8 protein-coding genes are annotated in these 22,225 nt (G+C 69.2%); 6 read left to right on the top strand and 2 right to left on the bottom strand.

Annotated elements, in window-relative coordinates; genetic code table 11:
* The first annotated feature begins 9 nt into the window (after positions 1 to 9).
* Genes OG300_RS11520 through OG300_RS11500 form a run of 5 tightly spaced genes read left to right on the top strand, consistent with a single transcriptional unit; the run spans position 10 to position 19,397 of the window.
* Positions 10 to 744 (top strand): 2-oxo acid dehydrogenase subunit E2, encoded by a 735-nt coding sequence (locus OG300_RS11520; RefSeq protein WP_405494983.1) that lies wholly within the window; start codon positions 10 to 12, stop codon positions 742 to 744.
* Entirely contained in the window at positions 741 to 1,853 is a 1,113-nt protein-coding gene (locus OG300_RS11515) for a hypothetical protein (RefSeq protein ID WP_405494981.1), read from the top strand. Before OG300_RS11520 ends, OG300_RS11515 begins: the two co-directional genes overlap by 4 nt.
* The gene (locus OG300_RS11510) at positions 1,850 to 8,050 is read left to right on the top strand and encodes an SDR family NAD(P)-dependent oxidoreductase (protein WP_405494979.1); all 6,201 of its coding nucleotides are present in this window, start codon (positions 1,850 to 1,852) and stop codon (positions 8,048 to 8,050) included. The genes OG300_RS11515 and OG300_RS11510 overlap by 4 nt, the downstream gene beginning before the upstream one ends.
* A gap of 18 nt (positions 8,051 to 8,068) precedes the next feature.
* Complete coding sequence (locus tag OG300_RS11505; RefSeq protein WP_405494977.1) at positions 8,069 to 17,014, top strand: SDR family NAD(P)-dependent oxidoreductase; 8,946 nt, start codon at positions 8,069 to 8,071, stop codon at positions 17,012 to 17,014.
* A gap of 7 nt (positions 17,015 to 17,021) precedes the next feature.
* On the top strand, positions 17,022 to 19,397 hold the full coding sequence (locus tag OG300_RS11500) for a beta-ketoacyl synthase N-terminal-like domain-containing protein (protein ID WP_405494975.1): 2,376 nt from the start codon (positions 17,022 to 17,024) through the stop codon (positions 19,395 to 19,397).
* Here the strand turns inward: OG300_RS11500 and OG300_RS11495 are convergent.
* Both OG300_RS11495 and OG300_RS11490 read right to left on the bottom strand, forming a co-directional pair.
* Entirely contained in the window at positions 19,379 to 20,263 is an 885-nt protein-coding gene (locus OG300_RS11495; protein ID WP_405494972.1) for a BTAD domain-containing putative transcriptional regulator, read from the bottom strand. The two genes, OG300_RS11500 and OG300_RS11495, sit on opposite strands and share 19 nt — an antisense overlap.
* A gap of 81 nt (positions 20,264 to 20,344) precedes the next feature.
* The gene (locus OG300_RS11490) at positions 20,345 to 20,743 is read right to left on the bottom strand and encodes a nuclear transport factor 2 family protein (RefSeq protein ID WP_405494970.1); all 399 of its coding nucleotides are present in this window, start codon (positions 20,741 to 20,743) and stop codon (positions 20,345 to 20,347) included.
* A gap of 560 nt (positions 20,744 to 21,303) precedes the next feature.
* Between OG300_RS11490 and OG300_RS11485 the strand changes: the two genes are divergently transcribed.
* Positions 21,304 to 21,996 (top strand): alpha/beta hydrolase, encoded by a 693-nt coding sequence (locus OG300_RS11485; RefSeq protein ID WP_405494968.1) that lies wholly within the window; start codon positions 21,304 to 21,306, stop codon positions 21,994 to 21,996.
* Positions 21,997 to 22,225 lie beyond the last annotated feature (229 nt).

The following is a 22,225-nucleotide window of genomic DNA, read 5'->3' as shown; positions in this document are numbered from 1 at the left end:
GGACTTCCGATGGCACGCCGGGGAACCTGGACCTTTCTCGATCAGGGAACCCGCGGCATCAAGCACGTACATCTCGCCACCCAGGTGGACGCCACCCGAATGACGCAGGCACGCACGGACAGCGCCGCAGAGCTCGGCTACGTGGCGATGGTCGTCGCGGCCGTCGCCGGGGTGGTCGCCAAACACCCGGCCGGGCGGACCGTGCTGCGGACCGGGCCGCGCGGACCACGATTCACCGAGATGGCGGATGTCCAGGCCAAAGTGCTGCTCGACCGCACCTGGGATGGCGTCCGGTGTGTGCTGCCGTGCACGATCGAAGCAGCACAGCGTCTTTCGGCCGACCAGATTCAGCAGACCATCGATCGGTACCGCCAGGCTCCACTCGACGGCGCCGGCCCGCTCGCGGATCTCGTTCGACTGCAACACCTTCCGCTGCCGCTGGTACGCCTGGCCTACCGAATCGCCGCGATGCGGCCCGCCTGGCGGGCGCGGGTGCAGGGCACGGTGGCGGTGACCTCCGTCGGACAGGAGGCGGTGACGCTGATTCACCCGCTGATCTCGGGTGCGCTCGGATTCGGCATCGGGCACATCGAAGCGACACCGCTGGTCAAGTCCGGCGCCGTCGTCGTCGCACCCGCGTTCATGCTCACGCTGGCCTTCGACCATCGCGTCATCGACGGAGCGCCCGCGGCCGAGCTGCTCGCCGAGGTCAAGGAACGTCTCGAGAACTGGAGCCCACGATGAACGAGACCGATCAGGCACTGGCCGAAGCGAAGTCGTTCGTGCTGCTGCACGCGAAGTTTCTGGGAATCGACGACATCGAGGCGCTCTTGGCGCGGATCACCTCACTCGACGGAACCGAGACCGGCAGCTGGCTCGGGGTATTCACCGAGCTGGCCGCCGATTCCGCCGCGCCGGTGCGACGCCGAGCCGATCTGTACGGTCTGGCTCGATTCCCGTGTGCCGACACCGCGCCCAAACAGGCGGCCGCGGCCGAGGCGGCCCGCCTGGTGGCGACCGATCTCGTGGACCGGGGCGCGGGTAGTCGCGAAGTCGCGCGGACGCCGCACGGCGAGGTGCCGTTCCTGTTCCGCAGCGCGGGACCTGGCACCCCGTTGGCGATCGTGATCGGCGGCATCGTCTCGCTCAAGGAGCAGTGGGCGGCGTATCTCGATCTCGCCCCCCGGGTGGGGTGCAGTATCGCGCTCGTGGATTTCCCTGGTGTCGGCGAGAATCCGATGCGATACGACCGGGCCGCGACGGCCTTGTTCCCGGCGCTGATCGGCGCGGTCGGGACGGTGTGCGACTCGACGCGGACGGTCCTGATCGCACCGAGCTTCGGCGGACACCTCGCCCTGGCCGCCGCGACCGTCGATCACCGCATCACCCGCATCGTCACCGTCGATGCCCCGCTGCGAGCGTTCTTCATTCGTGCCGATCCGCGCGCACAGCTGCCCGTGATCACCGCACACGCCCTGGCACGCTGCTGCGGTGTGACTTCCGGCGAGCTGGCGCAGTGTCTTCCAGCGCTGGCACTGACCGAGTCCGAGGTCGCCGAGATCGGCTGCCCGGTGGACTTCGTGGTCAGCACCCGCGACGAACTCGCGGCGGCACCGGACTGGCGCTGGGCGCAGGCCCTGGCCCCGCGGCTGAGCTGCTATCCGATCGACGATATTCACGGCGCTCCACACCACCTGCGACGCATCAGATTCCTTGTCGCGGCGGCCCTGCTGACTCAATCCGGGCATCGCCGCGGGGCGCGACTGGCACGGCTGGGCTCCGGGCTGCGACCCGCCCCGGCCATCCAGGATCGACCGCGGTCCGGGCGCCCGTCCGCACGAGTACGGCGATGACCGCCACGGAATCCGAACTCGACGCGGCCGACTCGGTCGCCGTGGTCGGGATGGCGTGCCGGTTTCCCGGCGCGCGCGACGTATCGGCGTTGTGGCAGTTGCTGATCGACGGGCGGTCGGCGATCGTCGACGTGCCGTCCGACCGGTGGGACACCGCCACCCCCTGGGATCCGGTGCATCGCATTCAGCCGGTGGGCGGATTCATCGACTGTGTCGGAGAGTTCGATGCGGGGTTCTTCGGGATCTCGCCGCGCGAGGCTCGGGAGATGGATCCGCAGCAGCGGCTCATGCTCGAAACCTGCTGGCGGGCACTGGAAGACGGTGGTGTCGCGGCGAGCCGGCTGCGTGGCCGACGGGTCGGGGTCTACGTCGGTGCGTCCTGGCACGACTACGAGATCCTGCGCAAGGAACGCGGTCTCGGTGCGGACCGGCACAGCGCGGTCGGCGGTGCACTCGACATCATCTCGAGTCGGGTGTCCTACTTCCTCGGTCTCACCGGCCCGAGCCTGACCGTCGAGACCGGCTGCTCGTCGGCGCTGGTCGCGCTGGACCTCGCGGTGCGCGCGCTGCGCTCCGGCGATATCGACGCCGCGCTGGTCGGGGGCGTCAATCTGATTCTGGCCCCGGATGTTTCGATCGGCCTCACCCATTTCGGCGGGCTGTCCCCTGACGGTCGCTGCGCCGCCTTCGCGGCGACGGCCAACGGTTTCGTCCGGGGTGAGGGCGTGGCGGCGGTCTTCCTCGAGCGCTGGGAGCAGGCGCGACGCGACGGCGACCGGGTGCGGGCCGTAATCGTCGAGACAGCTGTCAACAATGACGGGGGCGGCGAAAGCCTGGTGACTCCGAATCCGCAGGGCCAGCGCGATCTGCTGCGCCGCGCCTACCGGTGCGGCAACGTGCCGCTGGAGCGCCTGGCCTACCTGGAAGCGCACGGCACCGGGACCAGCCGCGGCGATCCGATCGAAGCGGCAGCCATCGGCGAGATCCTCGGGGTGCGGCGACCACCGCAGGCAGGCCCACTGCTGATCGGTTCGGTGAAGACGAACATCGGCCATTTGGAGGCCGCCGCGGGAATCGCCGGCTTGATCAAATGCGTACTGTGCGCCGAGCATCGCAGCGTTCCCGCGAGTCTGCATGCCCACGAACTCAATCCCGGCATACCGTTCGAACTGCTGAACCTGAAGGTGGTGCGCGAACGCACCGATCTCGCCGCGGACGGCACGCTGTACCTCGGCGTCAACTCCTTCGGCTGGGGCGGGACCAATGCTCATGTCGTGCTGCGCACGCCGCCCGCCGAACGGCCGCTCGCGCCGGTGGGCGACCCCGGATTCGTGCCCGTCTCCGCGCATTCCGAGTCCACGCTCCGGCAGCGCTGCCGCGACATCGCCGACTCGCTGACCGTGGCCGAGGCCGACGGCGCGAACATCGTTGCGGCGCTGGCCGATCGAACAGACCATCACACCTGGCGCTGTGCGGTGGTCGGTGCCGATCCCGATGCTCGGGTCGCGGCCTTGCGCCGCTACGCCGATGACCCGACGACCCCCGCTGCCGACCGCGTGTCCGGGCGAATCCGGACGCGCGGTCGGGTGGCTTTCGTTTTTCCCGGCCAGGGTTCGCAGTGGCACGGGATGGCAGCCGGGTTGTACGGCACCGACCCGGCCTTCACCGACGAGGTCGACGCGTGCGCCGAAGCGCTTGCACCGCACGTGGATTGGGAACCGATACCGATCATCACCGGCGGTTCCGGCACGGACTGGCTCGAGCGGGTCGACCAGGTCCAGCCGGTGCTGTGGGCGGTCTCGATGGGCCTGGCGGCGAGCTGGCGCGCGGCGGGCGTCGAGCCGGATGCGGTGATCGGCCACAGCCAGGGCGAGATCACCGCAGCGGCCGTGGCCGGTCATCTGACCCGCACCGACGCGGCCCTGCTGCAGGCGCGCCGCAGCCGGGTCGTGCGTGCGGCGGCCGGGACCGGGAAGATGCTCGCGATCGAGATGCCGGTCGCCGAGATCCCCTCCGCACTCGACGGATTCGCCGACCGCGTGTCGTTGGCGGTGGTGAACGGGCCCACCTCGTGTGTGCTGTCGGGTGAGGCGGACGCCGTCGACCTGCTGCGGCAGGTGCTCGAGGCGGAGGGCGTGTTCTGCCGACCGGTCAACGTGGACTACGCCTCGCACAGCGTCGGCATGACGCCGTTGCGGAAGTCGCTCAGCGCCTTGCTCTCCGGCGTGCGACCGCAGGCGGGCACCGTCGAGATGATGTCGACGACGCTGGTTCGACCGATCGAATCGCACGAGCTCACCGGCGAGTACTGGGTGGAGAATCTTTGCAGGCCGGTGCTTTTCGCCGATGCCATGGCGGCGCTGTTCGACGCCGGGGTCACCCATGCGGTGGAGATCTCACCCCATCCGATCCTGTCGCACGCCGTACAGCAGCTGGCGGCGCTGCGACCGGACCCACCGGTCGTGCTGCCGTCGCTGCATCGCGGTAGCGATCCGGTGGCCGAGCTGACGCGCAGTAGAGCGCTGGCCTTCGTCTCGGGGCTGGCGCCGTTCGGCAATGTGACCTCGGTCAGCACTCCCCTGCCCGGGTACCCGTTGCAACCAGGGACCCACTGGTTGCCCGACAGCCGCAGCCGGGCACCGGGTCCGCGCACCCGGTTGACGGCCTCCCCGGTCGAGCCCGGTACCTGGCAGTGCGCGGTCGACGTCGGCGCTACCGAGCTGCCGTGGCTGGTCGATCATCGGGTGGACCAGGCCGTGGTCGCGCCGGGCGCGCTGCTCGTCACGCTGGCCTTGTCGGCGGCAACCGAGCTGTGGGGCGGCGGCACATCCGTCGAACTGACCGGCGTCGAATTCCGCAGCGCTCTGACGGTGCCGGGTCCCGCGGTCACCGTCCACGTCGTACTGCGCGAAGACCTTCCGGACCGGGTCGAGATCGACATCCGCTCGCAGCCGCCGCACGACAGGTCCTGGACCACCCATGCGCAATGCTCAGCGGAGCGGAACCCCGACGCGGTCGCGGTCGCGTTCCCGACCGGACTGCTCGACGCCGCGGCCCACGACCTCGACGCGTTCTACCATTCGTGCGCAGCTCGAGGTCTGGGCTATGGTCCCGACTTCCGCTGTCTGCGAAGGCTTTTCGTGCAGGATCTCCGGCAGGTGCTCGCTGCGGTGGAACTGGGCGAGCACGGGCGCGCCCAAACCGTGCGCGGCAGTTTGCATCCGGTGCTGTTGGACAACGCTCTGCAGGCCGCGCTGGCCGTGTTCGACGACGCCCGGACGCTGGTACCGGTCCGAGTCGCGAGCCTGCGAACGCACCTGGATCCCGCAGTGGACATCACGGGGATCTGGTCCCACGTGGTGCGGCGGTCGGCCACTTCGGTCGATATCCAGCTTTTCGATCTCACGCGCCGACCCCTCGCGAGCATTGTCGGGCTGGAGTTCGCCGCGATAGAGCGCACGCACGACGACGATCTCCGCGCCGATTACCAGTTCCGGCTCTCGATGGTCGCGGTGCCCGCCGCATCGCCGCCGTCCGCGCCGACAACGGTGGCCGTCGCACCGAACCCCGTTGCGGCCGAGTTGATTCCAGCACTGCGCCGAGCCGGGGCCGAGATCACCGGAATGGCCGAAACCGACGCACCAGCCGCAGTGGTGGTCTTTCTGGCACCGCCGGCCGGCTCGACACCGGCTGCCCAGAGTGCCGCGCTCCTGTCGCTCGCGCGGCTGGTGACCGACTGCGCATCGAGAGCCAACCCGCCTCGGCTCGTCATCGCCACCGACACCGCGCAGGCGGTGGATCGCGGCGAGCGCCCCGATGCGGGCGGTGCGATGTTCTGGGGCTTCGGCCGCGTGCTGCGGCGCGAACATCCGGTACTGCGAACCCGTCTGGTGGACCTCGCGTCGGCCGAATGTCCCGACCGGTGGAACGACTGCGCCGCCGAGGTGTGCGGCGACTCCGAGGAGGATCAGGTCCTCCTACGGGCAGGCGGGCGCTTCGTGGCCCGGCTCGTGCGCGACATACCCGCCGCGGATCCGGTTGTCGCGCAGCGTCCCTGGACCGGACCGGCCCAGCCGTTCCAGCTGCGGCCGCGACCGGATCTGGTGTGGGACGGCCTGCGCTATCGTCCGCTCGACGCCCCGGTCCCGGGGCCGGGCGAGGTGGTCGTTCGGATTCGGGCGGCTGGGCTCAACTTCATCGATGTCCTCACCGCGGCGGGGACCTATCCTGACCGCTCCGCGGATGTGGAGCTGCTCGGCATCGACTGCGCCGGTGTGGTCACCGCGACCGGTCCCGGCGTGGTCGAGCCCGCAGTGGGCGCCGCCGTGATCGCCTACCGGGCCGGGGCCCTCGCGTCCCATATCCGGGTACGCGCCGACCACACGTCGAAAGTTCCTGCCGGACTGCCGTTCCCGCAGGCGGCCGCGCTGCCCCTCGTCACCGCGACCGCCTGGTACGGGCTGGTGACCGTGGCACGGCTGCAACCGGGCGAGACCGTGCTGATCCATTCCGGGACCGGCGGACTGGGGCTCGCCGCTATCGCGGTCGCGCGGCGCTGTTCCGCGACGGTGATCGCGACGGCGGGCAGTCCCGAGCGGCGACAGTACCTGCGCGACAACGGCATCGAGCACGTCTTCGATTCGCGATCGCCGCGGTGGGTGACCGGGGTGCGGGCGGCGACCGCGGGGCGCGGGGTCGATGTGGTGCTGAATTCGCTGACCGGCGCGGGCATTCAGCGGGGATTGGCGGCGCTGGCCGAGGACGGGAGGTTCATCGAGGTCGGCAAACAGGACATCCACCGTGGCAGCAGTCTCCCGCTGGGAAGTTTCGCCAAGGGGATCAGCTTCTCGGCGGTCGACCTTGCCGGTCTGATGCAGCGCCGTCCCGAGCGATTCGCGACCCTGGTCGGTGAGGTCTGGGCCGAGATCACCGCGGGCAGGCTGCCGACGTTGCCGGTGACGGAGTACTCGTTCGCCGAGGCCGCCGAGGCGCTGCGCGAGCTGTCGCGGGGCGCGCACATCGGCAAGTTCGTCCTGACCCGACCCGAGTCGATCACCTCGATCGAGCCGGAACCCATGCCCGGCGGCAGGTTTCGCGCCGCCGGGACCTACCTGGTGACCGGTGGGCACGGCGCGCTGGGCCTGTCTCTCGCGGAATTCCTGGTGGATGCCGGAGCGGGCGCGGTGCTACTCGTCGGCCGATCGGTTCCCGGTGAGCACGTACATCGCCGGATCGCACGTATCACCGCCGACCGTCCCGAGGCCGTGGTCCGCAGCGTACGAGCCGACGTCTGCGATCGAGACGCGCTGGCGGACGTGCTGCGAACGGCGCGGACCGAGCTGCCGCCGCTGCGCGGGGTGTTCCACGCGGCGGGGGTTCTCGATGACGCGACCGTCCTCGGCCTACAAGCCGATCGACTGGCACGGGTACTCGCGCCCAAGGTGGACGGCGTCCGCAATCTCGACGAGCTGACCGCCGAGGATCCACTGGACCTCTTCGTCCTGTTCTCCTCGGCCGCAACGCTGATCGGCAATCCAGGTCAGGCCGCCTATGCGGCGGCGAACGCCTACCTCGATGCCTTCGCGCAGGCCCGGCGCTTCGATGGCAGGCCCGCGCTCAGCATCCAGTGGGGACCGGTGGCGGAGGTCGGCCTGGCGGCCGCGACCGCACAGCGGGGTGCGCGGCTGGCCGCGCACGGTATGGGTAGTCTCCCGGTCGCCGAGGTGTGGGCGGCGCTACGCCGCTTCCTCACGGTGGACGAACCGGTGATGTCCTATGTGCCGCTCGACATCCGGCAGTGGCTGGACACCTATCCCGACACCGCCGCGCAGCCGAGCTGGGAGCGGTTGCGGCACGCCGCAGCCAGCGGCCGGACGCATTCCGACGAAAGCGAATTCATGACCCGGCTGGACACCGTCGACCAGGCCGCCCGGCAATCGCTGGTGGGCGGGAAGATCCGCGAACTGGCCGGGCAGGTGCTGCGATTGGACCCGGCGGGCATCGACGGCCGGGCGCCCTTCAAAACGCTGGGGCTGGATTCGCTGCTGAGCCTCGAATTGCGCAACCGGCTGGAATCGGCTTTCGGACTGCGGCTTTCGCCCACCCTGCTGTGGACCTACGGCAGCTCCGACACGCTCGCCGGTGCGCTGTGCGACCGACTCGGCACCGCTTCGGCCACCGCACCACCGACTCGGTGACCCGGACAGGAGACGGCGATGAATCTGAACGGGGATGCGGGCGATGCTGCACTGCGGCGCGCGACAGCCACCATCGCGCGACTGCGTGCGGCGCTCGCCGCCACCGAGGGGCGCGGTCCGATCGCCGTGATCGGCGTCGGACTGCGACTGCCCGGCGGTATCGACGACCTCGACAGCTATTGGGCCGCTGTGTCTTCGGGCCGCGACCTGGTCGGCGACCTGCCCGCGCGGCGGCGATGGCCCTTCGACTCGGAGTGGTCCGAGCTGCGCGCCCGGGGCAGCTTCCTCGACGATCCGCTCGACTTCGATCCCGCGCTGTTCGGACTGAGTCCCCGGGAAGCCTGCGCGATGGACCCACAGCATCGGCTACTGCTCGAGGTGGTCTGGGATGCACTGGAACACGCGGCGATACCTCCGCGAAGCCTGGCGGGCACCCGGGTGGGCACCTTCCTCGGGCTCACCGGCCGCCAGGATTACGCGGACTGGCCCGGCACCGGCATCGACACCTACTGGGCAACCGGGATGGGCCACAGTTTCGCGGCAGGCCGCGTCGCCTACGCGCTCGACTTCACCGGTCCCGCAATGGTGTTCGACACCGCGTGCTCATCCTCGCTGGCCGCTGTCCATCATGCCGTGCAGGCCCTGCGCCGCCGCGAATGCGATGCGGCGGTCGCCGGTGGCGTGAACCTGGTGCTCGCGCCCGGCTCCACCCGGCGCATCCGAAGCACCGGATCGCTGTCACCGGGCGGCAGCTGTAAGACCTTCGACGCCACCGCCGACGGCTATGTGCGCGGGGAAGGGTGCGCGATCGCCGTTCTGAAGCGATTGGCCGACGCCCAGCGCGACGGCGATCGGATTCTCGCGGTCGTGCGAGGTTCGGCGATGAATCACGACGGGCGGTCCGCCGGATTCTCCGCGCCCAACGAGCGGGCGCAACGCGCGGTCATCGAAGCCGCACTGGCCGATGCCGAATGCGACGCGGCCGACGTCGGCTTGCTCGAGGCGCACGGAACCGGTACGCCCCTGGGTGATCCCATCGAGATGGCGGCCATCGCGGCGACCCTGGGGCACCGGAACGGAGGGCGGGTGCTGCACGTCGGCTCGGTCAAGACGAATGCCGGGCATCTGGAGGCCGCCTCCGGCGTGGTGGGGCTGGTGAAGGCACTGCTGTGCCTGCGGCACCGGGAAGTGCCGCCGCTGGTGCACTTCCGGACCTTGAACCCGCGCATAGATCTGACCGGCACCCGTATCCGGGTGTCGAACGAGCGGCAGGAGTGGTCACTGCGGGAATCCGGACCGCTGGCGGGAGTCAGTTCCTTCGGTATCACCGGAACGAATGTCCATGTCTTGCTGGGACCGGCCCCCGCAGCGGCGCGAGCGGCCGGGATCCCTTCGACGACAGCCGGATTCGAACCCTCCGCGCGCAGCGAAACGGCGCTGCGCCGATACGCCGCCGCGCTGGCCGAACGCGCCGACACGCTCAGCACGAACGAGTTCGTGGCCTTCGCCTACACCATCACTCATGGCCGTCCCCGTCATCCGGTCCGCCTGCGCATCACCGCGGGCGACGGCGCGACGGCGGCCGCGGCGCTGCGGAGTTTCGCTGCGTCCGAAACACATTCCGCGCAATGCACCGGCGATTCCGCGCAGATCGAGGCCGAACGCGAGAATCAGGGCGCGGACATCCGCGCCGAACACCTGATCCTCGATCTACCCCACGTCCCCGCACAGCGGATCCGGTGCGGGCCACCCTTACCCAGCCCCCTCCCGGCCGTGGTGGCCGACCGCCACGATCGATCGACCCAGCCGAGCGAGCCCGAACGCGCGCCGACACTGCACGTATTGAACTGGACGCCAATAGAATTCGGCGAACCAGAGCTGCCGGTCGCGATTGTCGCCGGGGACGATCCGGCGACCGTCGACGCGCTCGTCGCGGCGGCTGCGGCGAGGGCCGCGCACGGGATGGTCCTGGGCGGATCCGCACAGCATCCTCCCCCCGGATGGTCGAGGCATCCACTGCCGGACGACGATGTGGAGTGGCGCACCATCTTTCACGGCACGGATGCCGCGACTCCGGTCTTTCTGCTCGTTCTGCGGGCAGGCGCGCTGCCGGACTCTCCCGACCGCGGCGCGAACCCCGCCGGGGGCGCAGCACTGTTGTGCACGCGGGCGACCTCCGCGCTGCGGCAATTGGCAAACTGCCGACCCGATGCCCGCGGTGTCCTGATCACCTTGGGTGCGCACCGGATTCACGAGAGTGATCCGGCCACCGCGGTCCACTCGGGGGTGCTGTCGGGATTGGCGCCGGTGCTCGGCCTCGAACTGGGGCCGGTCTTCGGCGGAACGATCGACCTGCCGGTGACGCCGACCACGGCGGACTACGCCGCCGCCGTACGCGCCGTCGTCGGGCACGGCAACGACGACCTGCTCGCCGTCCGGGCGGGCGTGGCCCACGCTGCTCGGATCACGCCCGCCGAGCCGACATCCCGTGCCGAGCTCACCGTGCGATCGGATGCGACCTATCTGATCAGCGGCGGCGCGGGCGGTGTCGGCTCCGCCATCGCCGCTGACCTGCTCCGACGCGGTGCGCGTTCACTACTGCTGCTGGGCAGGCGACCCGAAGGCGCGCTGCCGCCGGAGAGTCTCGACCGGATCGGCGCACTTCGCGCGGGCGGCGCGGCGGTGCGATACGCAGCTGTCGATTGCGACGACCCCGACGCGCTGCGCACGGTGTGGCAGGAGAGCGATCCACCCGTTCGCGGCATCGTGCACGCCGCCGGGACCCTGTCCGGAAAACCGATACGGGATGCCGACACAGCCGATTTCGACACGGCACTGCGCGGCAAATACAGCGGAGCCTGGTGGCTGCATCTGCTGAGCAGGGACACCGCTCTGGACTTCTTCATCCTGATCTCCTCGGCCAGCGCGTGGTGGGGCCACGAGGGCCACGCGGCTTACGCCGCCGCGAACGCGGGTCTGGACGCCATCGCCGCGCACCGACACGCCCTCGGAATGCCCGCGCTCGCTCTCGGATACGGTTCATGGAACGTGCCGGGTATGGCCGACAGTGCTGCCCGGCACGAGCTGGCGCGCATGGGACTGCCCGAAGTGTCACCGACACAAGCCTGTTCGCTGCTCGCGGATGCCGGGCCCGGGGGCCGGGCACATGCGCTGGCCTGTGCGGTCGACTGGGTCCGCCTCACCGAGGTGCTCGACACCATCCGGCCGCGGGCGCTGTTCGATCGGGTGCGCGGCGGTGGATCGGCGGCGTCCGGCTGCGTGCCACTCGTGCGATTGCCCGTCGCGGAGCGCGCCGACGCGGCACGGGAGCGGGTGCGAAACCTGTTGGCCGCCACCCTCGGTCATGCCGATCCGGGTCTCGTCGACGAGCAGGTGGGATTCGTCGCCCTCGGCCTGGATTCGATCATGGCGGTCGATCTCGCGCGCAACCTCGGCGCGTCGACCGGCGTGACGCTGAAGGTCTCGGACGTGTTCGACTACCCCACGGTCGCCCGGCTGGCCGACCATCTCACCGAACGCGCAGCCGGACCGGCCGGAGCGCACCCCTCCCGCCGTCCGCCGCCGCGCCGCACCCTGCCACCGGTTCCCGCCGGACGCGGCGCTGCCGAGGATCGAAGCGCCGGGACCTCGGAGCCGATCGCGGTGATCGGCATGGCCGGACGGTTCCCCGGCGCGAATTCTGTCGACGAGTTCTGGGAGCTGCTCGAGGCGGGCACCGACGCGGTCGGACCTGTACCACCCGAGCGCTGGGACAGCGGCGCGCTACGGTCGCGACCGGGCGGCGGCGATCGGGGGACGATCAGCAACGATCAGGGTGGATTCCTATCTGACATAGATATTTTCGATGCCGACTTCTTCGGCATCACCCGGCGCGAGGCCGAGAACATGGATCCGCAACAGCGACTGCTGCTGCAAACCACCTGGCATGCCCTCGAAGACGCCGCCATCGACCCGACCGGCCTACACGGCAGCCGCACCGCGGTCTTCGTCGGGATCAGCAATTCCGACTATGCCCGGCTGCTGGCGCGCGGCGGACCGACCGGGTTGGACGCCTATTTCGCCGGGGGCACCGCACTCAACGCCGCGGCCGGACGGATCTCCTATCACCTCGGGCTCACCGGGCCCGCCATGGCGATCGACACCGCGTGCTCCTCGTCGCTGGTCGCACTGCACCTGGCGGTGCGCTCGCTGCGCGCGGGTGAGTCCGGGCAGGCGATCGTGGGCGGCGTCAATATCGTGTGCGCACCGGAGAGTTCGATCGCCGTGAGCCGGGCGCACATGCTCTCGCCGACCGGGCGATGCCGGAGTTTCTCGGCGCGCGCCGACGGGTTCGTGCGCGCCGAGGCGTGCGGGGTGGTGCTGGTGAAACCCCTGACCGCCGCCCGGCGCGACGGTGATCGGGTACTCGCGGTGATCAGGGGTACGGCGGTCAACCAGGACGGGGCCTCGGCCGGGCTCACCGTGCCCAACGGGGCAGCGCAGACATCCGTCATCACGGAGGCGCTCACGGACGCGGGTCTCACCGGAGACGACATCGACTATCTGGAAGCACACGGAACAGGCACAGCCCTGGGCGACCCGATCGAGATCGGAGCGGCGTGGAACGCGCTGCGCGGAACCCGGACGTCGAGCGAACCGCTCTGGGTGGGTGCCGCGAAATCCGCTGTCGGGCATACCGAGTCGGCTTCGGGCATCGTCGGTGTGATCAAGACCGTGACGATGCTGCGGCACGGCGTGATTCCGCCGAGCCTGCACACCACGGAACCGAACCCGCACATCGGCTGGGCGGAGATGTCGCTGCGGATCCCGCAGACCGCCGTACCGTGGCCGCGGACAGGACGCGCGCGCCGAGCCGGGGTATCGAGTTTCGGGTTCAGCGGCACGAACGCACATGTCGTCCTCGAGGCCGCTTCGGATCCTGGCCCACTGCCCGGTGATCGCGACCGGCAAATGGCCCCGGCGGCCGGAACAGTGGTGGCACTACCTGTTTCCGCGCCGGATATCGCGGCGTTCGAACGGGTGCGGGAGCACTGGCAGCCCTACGTCGACGCGGCGGCGTCGAGTGGGCAGCTGGAGTCGCTGGCGGCGACCGCGGCCCGCGGTCGCGCCCAGCACCGGTATCGCCGAGTACTGCTGGCCGACTCCACCACGCAACTGCGGGAGCGGTGGGCCGCACCGGATCCGGCGCACATCAGCGCGCGGACACCACGTATCGGCTTCGTATTCCCCGGCGCGGGTTGCCAATACCCCGATATGGGGCGCGGACTCTATGAGACCGAACCGGTGTTCCGGGCGGCTCTCGACGAGTGCGCGGAATTGCTCACCGAACATCTCGATGTCGATCTGCGCGACGTGCTCTACGGCGAGGCCGCCGACCTGCTCGATGGGATCCACTACACCCAGCCGGCCATGGTCGCGCACGGCGTGGCGCTGACGCGGCTGTGGCGATCATGGGGCGTGACACCGAATCTGGTGGTCGGGCACAGCACCGGCGAGATCACCGCCGCCATCGTGGCGGGCGTCCTCGACCTCCCCTCGGGCCTCAGCTTGATCGCCCACCGGGCCCGGCTCATGCACGCCACCGCGCCGGGCGCGATGCTCGCCCTCGCGGCACCGCTCGACCAGGTCCGGGACTGGCTGGTGGGCACGGACTGTGATGTCGCGGCCGTCAACGGGCCTGCGGCGGTGGTGATCTCGGGGCCGCCCGACGCCGTCCGCGCTGTCGCGGCAACAGCGCGCGCGGCGGACATCAAGTACCACGAACTAGCCATTTCCATTGCCGCCCACTCTCGATCGATGACCACGATCGCAGCCGAGTTCGCGCGCGTCTGCGCCCGCTTCACCTTCGCCGAGCCCGAGATCGCGATCGTGTCCAACGTCTCCGGCACGGTGGCCGTACCCGGCTCCTATCACCCGGACTACTGGGTCCGGCATCTGTGCGAGCCCGTGCGGTTCCAGGACGGAGTGGCCGCGATGGTGGCGGCCGGGGTGGACACAGTCATCGAGCTCGGGCCCGATCGGACCGCGATCAATATGATCGCCGATGCCGCGCTGACTCCGTCCGGTGGCGCCCTCGCCTCCATGACGCGCGGTACGCCGGACCGCGACGTCATGGTGATCGGAGCCGCGCAGCTCTATGAGCTCGGAGTCGACATCGCCTGGGACCAGGTCTATCCGGCACTGCGCTACCCCGCCTGCGCGGCACCGTCGTATCCCTTCGCTCCGGTGCGGTACTGGACCCCGCACACCGAACCTCCGACAGCCGAAGCATCGTATTCAGCACCGCACCAACCCCATTGGGGTCGAGAACTGCGGTCACCGGCAGTCACCCAGCGGGTGTTCGAGTTCAAGCGAACCGCGGACTTCCCGGCATGCCTGCGCGATCACCGCATCGAAGCGACAGTGTTGGTGCCGGCCTCGTCACATCTGGCGACCATCGCAAGCGCCTTACAAGCCGACACGGGCGGCGGTGCCCCGGTGACCCTGCGCGACGTGGTCTGCACCGACCCGTTGATCGTCGGCGACGAGGACGCCTTCACCCTGCAACTGCTGACCGCGACCGGCCCCGCGCCACAGCGGCTTTCGATCGTCAGCACACCGACCGACGGCCCGCGCCGAGATTGGCGCACCCACCTGACGGCGAACCTCGTCCCCGACGCCGCGCCCCCCGACGCCGCGACCGTGGACGTCGAGGACTTCATCGCCGACGCCGATCACAGCATCGACGGCATCCGCTTCTACGAGTTCCTGCGCGCACTCGGCTATTCGCTCGGACCGGCGTTCCAGTGGGTTTCGCGGATATGGGTCCGCGGCGATGAAGCACTGACCCGATTCCAGCTCCCGGAGCTGCCCGATCGGCTCGAGGACTATGTCCTGCATCCCGGCTTGATCGACTCGTGCCTTCAAACGATCGGAGCCTTCCGCATCGGCGAACCGACATCCCCGAATATCGGACTCGCGGTGCCGTTCTCGATGCGAAGCGTCCATCATACCGGACCGGCCCGCTGGGACACGGCACTGTGGGCACACACCAGGGCTACCCGGACGCGCCCGCTCACCGAGAGCGGACTGCGCGTCGAGACCGCCGACATCACGCTCTGGAACACGGCGGCGCGTCCGCTGCTGGTGGTCGAGGGACTCCGGGTCCGCGAGATCGCCCGCTCCGAGCTCCGCCGCTCCGGTCCGATCCCGACGGCTTTCGAATCCCCCTGGGCCGCGACCACCGTCGCGGACGCCACCGTCTTCGGGGGCTCCGAGACCGGTCTGGTCAGCGTCCTGGGCGTGGATACCGTTGCGACACAACGGGTACGCGTGGCACTGCGGTTCGCCGGGCATATCGTGATCGACTCCGAGCCCGATGCCTACACCGGGCCGCCGACGCTATATGTCGATACCCGCCTGGTGGCCGACGACATCGACACGGCGGCAACCACACCCGATCAGGTGGCCGCCAGCTGTGCCGACCTCGCCGCGGACCTTCGACGGGCCGATCCCGCCACGCCCCGCATCGTCCTGCTCGACGACCGGATCGAACTCGCGCCGCTGACCGCTGCGGTGGAGGGCCTGCTGGCCTGCCTCACCGCCGAACAACCCGCACGGCGAATTCTGAGCATCACCCTCGGAAACGCATTCCACACCGGCGCATTCGCCACTGTCGTCGAGTCGTGGATCGGCGCGCACCAGGACCTGTCCGCGGTCCGGTTGCACGGGTCCGACATCATGGCCCGCCAGCCTGTCGCGCTGCCGCTGCCCGCGACACCGCTGCAACTCGTCGCGACCAGCACCGTGATCACCGGTGCGTTCGGCGGACTGGGCGGCGCGCTCGCGCGAATGCTCGCCGCACACGGCGCGCGGCACCTCGTACTGGTCGGCCACCATGCCCCGAATGCCGCTGCCCAGCAAACGCTCTCGGAGTTGTCCGAGTCGGGCGTCGGAGTCGACATCGTGGTGGGAGACGTGACCGACCCGCAGGTCTGCGAGCAAGCGGTACGGATCGCGAAGACGCGCGCTCCCCTGCGGTATGTGTTCCATCTCGCCGCTGTCGTCGCCGATCGCCGCTTCGACGAGCTGACCCCCGCTGATTTCGATCGCGTCTTCGCTGCCAAGGCCGCCGGAGCCGCCGCACTCTCCAGGGCTTGCACCGGAACAGATCTCGCGGGCTTCGTACTGTTCTCCTCAGCCGCCGCGACCGTCGGATCGCCCGGTCAGGCCAATTATGGTGCCGCGAACGGCTACCTCAACGGATTCGCCTCCACACTGCGGCTTGCCGGAATACCCGCGGTGGCCGTCGCGTGGGGCCCTTGGCTGCCCGATTCCGGACGCGGCTTGGCGGCCGGCCCGCGGATCGCGATGCGGGCCGGGAACCGCGGCGTCGGAACCCTCTCCGACGCACAGGCCTGGAGTCTGCTGCACACGGCGATCACCTGCGAGCGAAACCCGGTGTCCGCCATGGCTATCGATCACCTCCGGCAGCTCGGCGACCGCACCGGGAGGGCGACGCCCGCTCCCATCACGCGGACTGCCGGGACCGTCCCCGCCGATCACGGCCGATTGCTCCGCGCGCTGATCGGGTTGCGACCCGCTTTCCGGTTCGAACGAATCTGCGGGGAGATCCGGGGTGAGATGGCCCGGGCACTCGGTGAAAACGACAGTCGTGCCGCGCTTTTCGACGACCACCGGGGCTTCGAGGACAGCGGACTGGATTCCATCATGATGCTGGACATCGGCGCGAATCTCGCCCACTCGCTCGGCATCGTGTTGCCGTCCACCATCGCGATGGACCACGCCTGCGTGCACGACCTCGCGACGCACCTGCTCGAGGTGTGCGCTTGCGAGCCTGTACCGATCGCCGACCAGTCCGGACAAGACGACGCGTTGATCCGCGGCCTCACCGATGCGGAACTGATCAGCGCCATCGAGCGAGACCTCGACAGCGAGCAGTGAGGCGGCCATGCAGATCACCGAGGCCAGGGAATTGCTGGTACGCCAGCTCGGTCAGCTGCGCAGGCTTCGCGCCCGCGTGGCCGAACTCGAACTCGCCGCGCGCGAACCGCTGGCGATGGTGGGTGCCGCACTGCGCTTCCCCTGCGGTATCAGCGACCTCGAAAGCTATTGGGAATTCCTACTCGGAGAGCGGAACGGCAGTACCGCCATTCCCCCGGACCGCCCCGGGCTGCGTGCGGTCCATCAGCCGGGCAGGGCGGGGCCCGGCCGGTCCTATGTCGGCCGGGCGGCATTCCTCGACGACGTCGCCGCCTTCGATGCCGGCTTCTTCGGCATATCCAGTCGTGAAGCCGCGACCTGCGACCCGCAGCAGCGACTATTGCTGGAGACGACCTGGGAGGCTATGGAACGTGCGGGCATCGCGGTGGAACGACGGCACCGCCTACCCGTCGGCGTTTTCATCGGAATGATGTCCTCGGACTACGCCGAGCGGCCCGTCAGCGGCACCCCGGAGCCGGGGCCGCTCACCCTGGTCGGCGGTGGGCACGCACTCGCCGCCGGGCGGATCAGCTACACCTTCGGCTTCGGCGGACCCGCGCTCAGCGTCGACACCGCGTGCTCGTCGTCGCTCACCGCCCTGCATCTCGCGGCACAGAGCCTGCGGCGCAACGAATGTCGCTATGCGCTGGTGGGCGGTGCGAACCTGATCTTCTCCGGCGGCACCATGGTGGCACTGTGCCAGAGCGGCGCGCTGGCATCCGACGGCAGGTGCAAATCCTTCCTCGACTCCGCCGACGGATACGGGCGCGGCGAGGGCGTCGGCGTCGTCGTACTGATGCGGCTCTCGGATGCCGAACGCGAAGGCCGCCCGATCATGGCTGTCCTGCGCGGCAGCGCCGTCAACCACGACGGTGCGTCCTCCGGGCTCACGGTCCCCAACGGCCGCGCCCAGCAGGAGGTTATCCGGGCCGCGCTCGCGGACAGCGGACTCACCGCTGACCGCGTCGGCTATGTCGAAGCGCACGGAACCGGCACGCGCGTAGGCGATCCGATCGAGATCCGGTCCATCGACACGGTGCTCGGGTCCGGGGCACCGCAGCGTCGGACACCGCTGCAGGTCGGCACGGTCAAGGCGCGACTCGGGCACCTCGAGGGCGCGGCCGGCATCGCCGGCGTGATCAAGGCCGCGCTCATGGTGCGCGAAGGCCAAGTGCCGCAATCGATCAGCGTGGCAGACGGACCCCTGAACGCCCTGGTCGACTGGGAGGGGTTGGACGTCGAGGTCCCCCGTGGCACTCGACCGTGGCTCCCGGGCCCCGCGGCCCGCGTCGCCGCGGTCAGCTCGTTCGGGATGAGCGGTACCAACGCACACGCTCTGCTCGAGGAGTATCGGCCGCCGGCGTCGCAGTCCGGTCACACCCGATGGCCGGAGTTGCTGACCGTCAGCGCCAAATCCCTTCCGGCACTGCGCGATTCCATCGCGGCGATACACGGTTTCCTGGCCGACCTCGACACCGAATCCGTCGCCGCGGCCTGCCACACCCTGCGGGCGGGCCGGGTAGCGCACGCATATCGCCATGCCGTGGTCGCCGACAGCATCGCCGATCTCCGCACCGCGCTCATCGCAGCCACCGATATCGCGCCGCCATCCGGTCATCTCGGCGTGGTGTCGATCGCGTTGTCCGACAACGACAACCGTCTGCGATCCATGATCGAAGCGCTGGCACCCAGGTTCCCGCTGCTGTTCGCCGGGACCACCCCCGACCGAGAGCCCGCGCAGCGGCTGATCGCGGCCTGCGCGGCACTCGGTCTCACCGTCGATCCCACCGGCCGCCCGACCGACCCGGCGGTCGTCGCGCGGGCGAGCTGGGCGGAACACACCGTGGAACTGACGAACCAGGACCCGGTGCGGGAGTTCCTCGCCCTGGTCGCCGAGCTGTTCCGATCCGGCATCGATATTTCCCTGGCAGCACTCGCGGCACCGGGTACCGCGATCCTGCCCACCGTGCCGACCTATCCATTCCAGCGGAAGCCGTACTGGTTGGATGAATCGCCCCGGCCGACAGCCCCCGCGGACCGCGTCGTACCGCCGGACGCCCGCACCCGCTCGTTCGATTCCATCACCGAGTCGATATTCGCCGAACTGGCGGCGGCCCTGCACGCCGACGCACCCGTGGACCGATCGGCCTCGTTCCTCGACGTCGGCGGTGACTCGTTCACCGCGATGCAGCTCACCATCACCCTCGAAAGCCGCTACCGCGTGGAATTCGCCGCGGACGAAATCGATTTGGCGGCACCGCTATCGGTCATGGTCGAGGCATTGGCCGCCACGGTGACGAACGGGTCGCCCGCCAGCGGCGGCAGTCAGCCCAGTACGCCGTGAGCCCCGGGCAGCCGATGGCGCATCGCGAAGGATTGGCGCGAGTAGCCGGCGGCCACACCGATGAGGTCCAGCGACAACCGCGAACAGGCGTGCGGCACGATATCCAGCGCCGGATCGGACACCAGCAGAGCCTGCTGCAGCCTGCGCACGCGGGACGACGGTTCGAGCCCGAGATCCAGCTTCAGCGCACGATGCAGACCCTGATAGACCGCCAGTGCGCTCGCCGGTCGGCCCGAGCGGTAGAGGGCCACCATGAACTGCGCGTGCAGGTTCTCATTCAACGGATGCTGCTGCACCAGAGTGGCCAGCTCGCAAAGCAACTCGTGGTGATGCCCGAGCCGCAGGTCGGCTTCGATGCGCTGTTCGAGGGTGCTCAGGCGCAGTTCCTCGATGCCCGCCAGTCGGGCTCGCAACACCGGACCCGGATGCACGTCGGCCAGGGCAGGGCCGCGCCACAGCGCGAGCGCGTCGCGCAACGCATGCGCGGCGGTGTGCTCGTCGTCATTTTCCAACGCCGATCGACCATTTCGAGAAAGCTCCTCGAACACCCGCAAATCGAGGCTGCCCGGTTCGATGGATAGTAGGTAGCCTTGGTGACCGGTGAGCAACGGGTTCACGGTCGGCGCGAGCGATTTCCCGGAGCCGGCCAGGCATTTGCGCAGACCCATGACATACGTGTGTACGGTGGCCACTGCCGAGGCGGGAGCGTTTCCGTCCCATAGCTCTTCGGCACACTCGGCAACCGATACCGCCCTGTTCGTATTCAACACCAGCAGCGCGAGCAATTGCCGCTGCTTCGGCGCCGTCGGCGTTCGCGGCTCGTCATTTTCCGTCACGACGAGAGAACCGAGGATGCCGAACTTCATCTTTCGAATCCCTTGCCATACCGGACCGGTGGCCCTGGGTAAATTCCCCGAGCCACCAGACCTCCGAAATTCGGGGAGATATCAGGAGAGATAGTCGTCCGTGGCGTTCTGATCGCCGTGGAAGCTCCTGAACTGGGTGATCTTTCCGTTGGACACGGTGAAGACATGAACGTCGCGGGTGTCGATCGTCTTGTTCTTGCCTTTGCGCTGGCCCCGCACCTGGACCAGCGCCATCACCTGGTCGCCCGCCGCGGCGATGGTCTGCGGTTCCAGCGACATCTCGGAGCTGGCACCGCGCATCTTGGTGAAGAATTCGACGGCATTCTTGCTGCCGCGATGGGTTCCGGCGTGCGGATGCTGGCCGGGCACCTGCACCGCGGCCTGATCATGCAGAAGCTCCTGCTGCACATGGGCCATATCGGCCTTGCCGAGGGAAGCGTAAAGATCCTGCACTACTGCAATATTGGACTGTTCGGACATCGAGTCCTCCAGGGGCAGATATTCATTTTCGGGCGGCGCAGCCCGGGACCGTCTACCAGCAGGCACGCCGTAGCAGCTCGGCTCCGCCAGCGGTCACGTAAGCGGTGCGACGATGATCCGCCGGCCGTGAGGCGCATTATCATTCTCGCGCCGAGTCGCGATGAATACAAGGGATGTGTTGCCACCGTATGATGGAATCATGAACAGCCACAGCCGAACTCACTCGGAACGCAATAAATAGCCCCCCGTTGCGGCCGCAAACAAACCGACCGAGACGACTCGGCAAAACGGCCGGAGATCCGGTTGATCTGATTAATTCGCCGAAGTGCCGCGCTGCCCGGGTTCGCCCGCGCGGTCACTACATCAGCGACCCGAGTGTCGCGGGAGCGGACGCGCACGTCATTCTGGAAGGCGACGCCGAGCAGCTCTGCGGACTGACCGGCGCGGTGAGCCGAACAGCGTGAACGTCCCGGTCGGCCGGTAGGCCGGCGCATCGGAGTTCTCTTCTGGTGCCGATCGAAGAGCAGCAGGCAGCGCACGTCACCGAGGAAAGGCAAGTCATGGCCGACAAACCGGCAATCGTTCTGGTCCACGGGTTCTGGGGCGGCGCCGCCCACTGGTCGAAGGTCATCGTGGAACTGCGGCAGCGCGGGTACGGCAACCTGCACGCCGTGGAAAACCCGCTCACCGCACTGGCCGACGACGCCGAACGAACCCGCAAGATGGTGCGCCAGATCGACGGCCCGGTCCTGCTGGTCGGGCACTCCTACGGCGGCGCGGTGATCACCGAGGCCGGTGACCTGCCCAATGTCACCGGACTGGTCTATATCGCGGCGTTCGCGCCCGACGCGGGCGAGAGCCCGGGGCAGATCAGCGAGCAGCTGCCGCCCGCCGCCTTCGCCAATATCGCCCCCGACTCCGACGGCTACCTCTGGATCGCACAGGACAAGTTCCAGGAGAGCTTCTGCCAGGACCTGTCCGACGAGGAAGCCCTCGTCATGGCCGTCACCCAGAAGGCCCCGCTGGGCTCCACCTTCGCCGACACGATCACCGCGCCCGCCTGGAAGGCCAAGCCCAGCTGGTATCAGGTGTCGACCGAGGATCGAATGATCAACCCGGACAACGAACGTCGGATGGCCGAGCGCATTAAGCCGCGCGGACTCATCGAATTGCCCGCGAGTCACGCCTCGCTGGCTTCCCAGCCCAAGGCGGTCGTGGATCTCATCGACGAAGCCGTGCGAGACCTCGGCTGACCTGCCGATCCGGGCCGAGTGTGAACAAATTCATGCCCGAGTTCGCGATGCGGAATTTGCGGTAGCGCCGCAGACGGCGGTTGTGAATTCGCCAAGCTCGGCCTGGTCCGGCGCGAGCAGCTTGCCGATGTCGACTTCGCGCACGGATTCCGATTGACCAGCTGACATCCGCCGGGCAGCGGAGCGAGCGTCCGAGGGGGCGGTTGCGACTGGATCGTCGACGGACGAA

Origin of the sequence: Nocardia sp. NBC_00511, from assembly GCF_045161165.1 — a bacterium.
GTDB lineage: Bacteria > Actinomycetota > Actinomycetes > Mycobacteriales > Mycobacteriaceae > Nocardia.
Note: the sequence above shows the minus strand (reverse complement) of the source record. Positions and strands in the feature narration are given on the sequence as shown.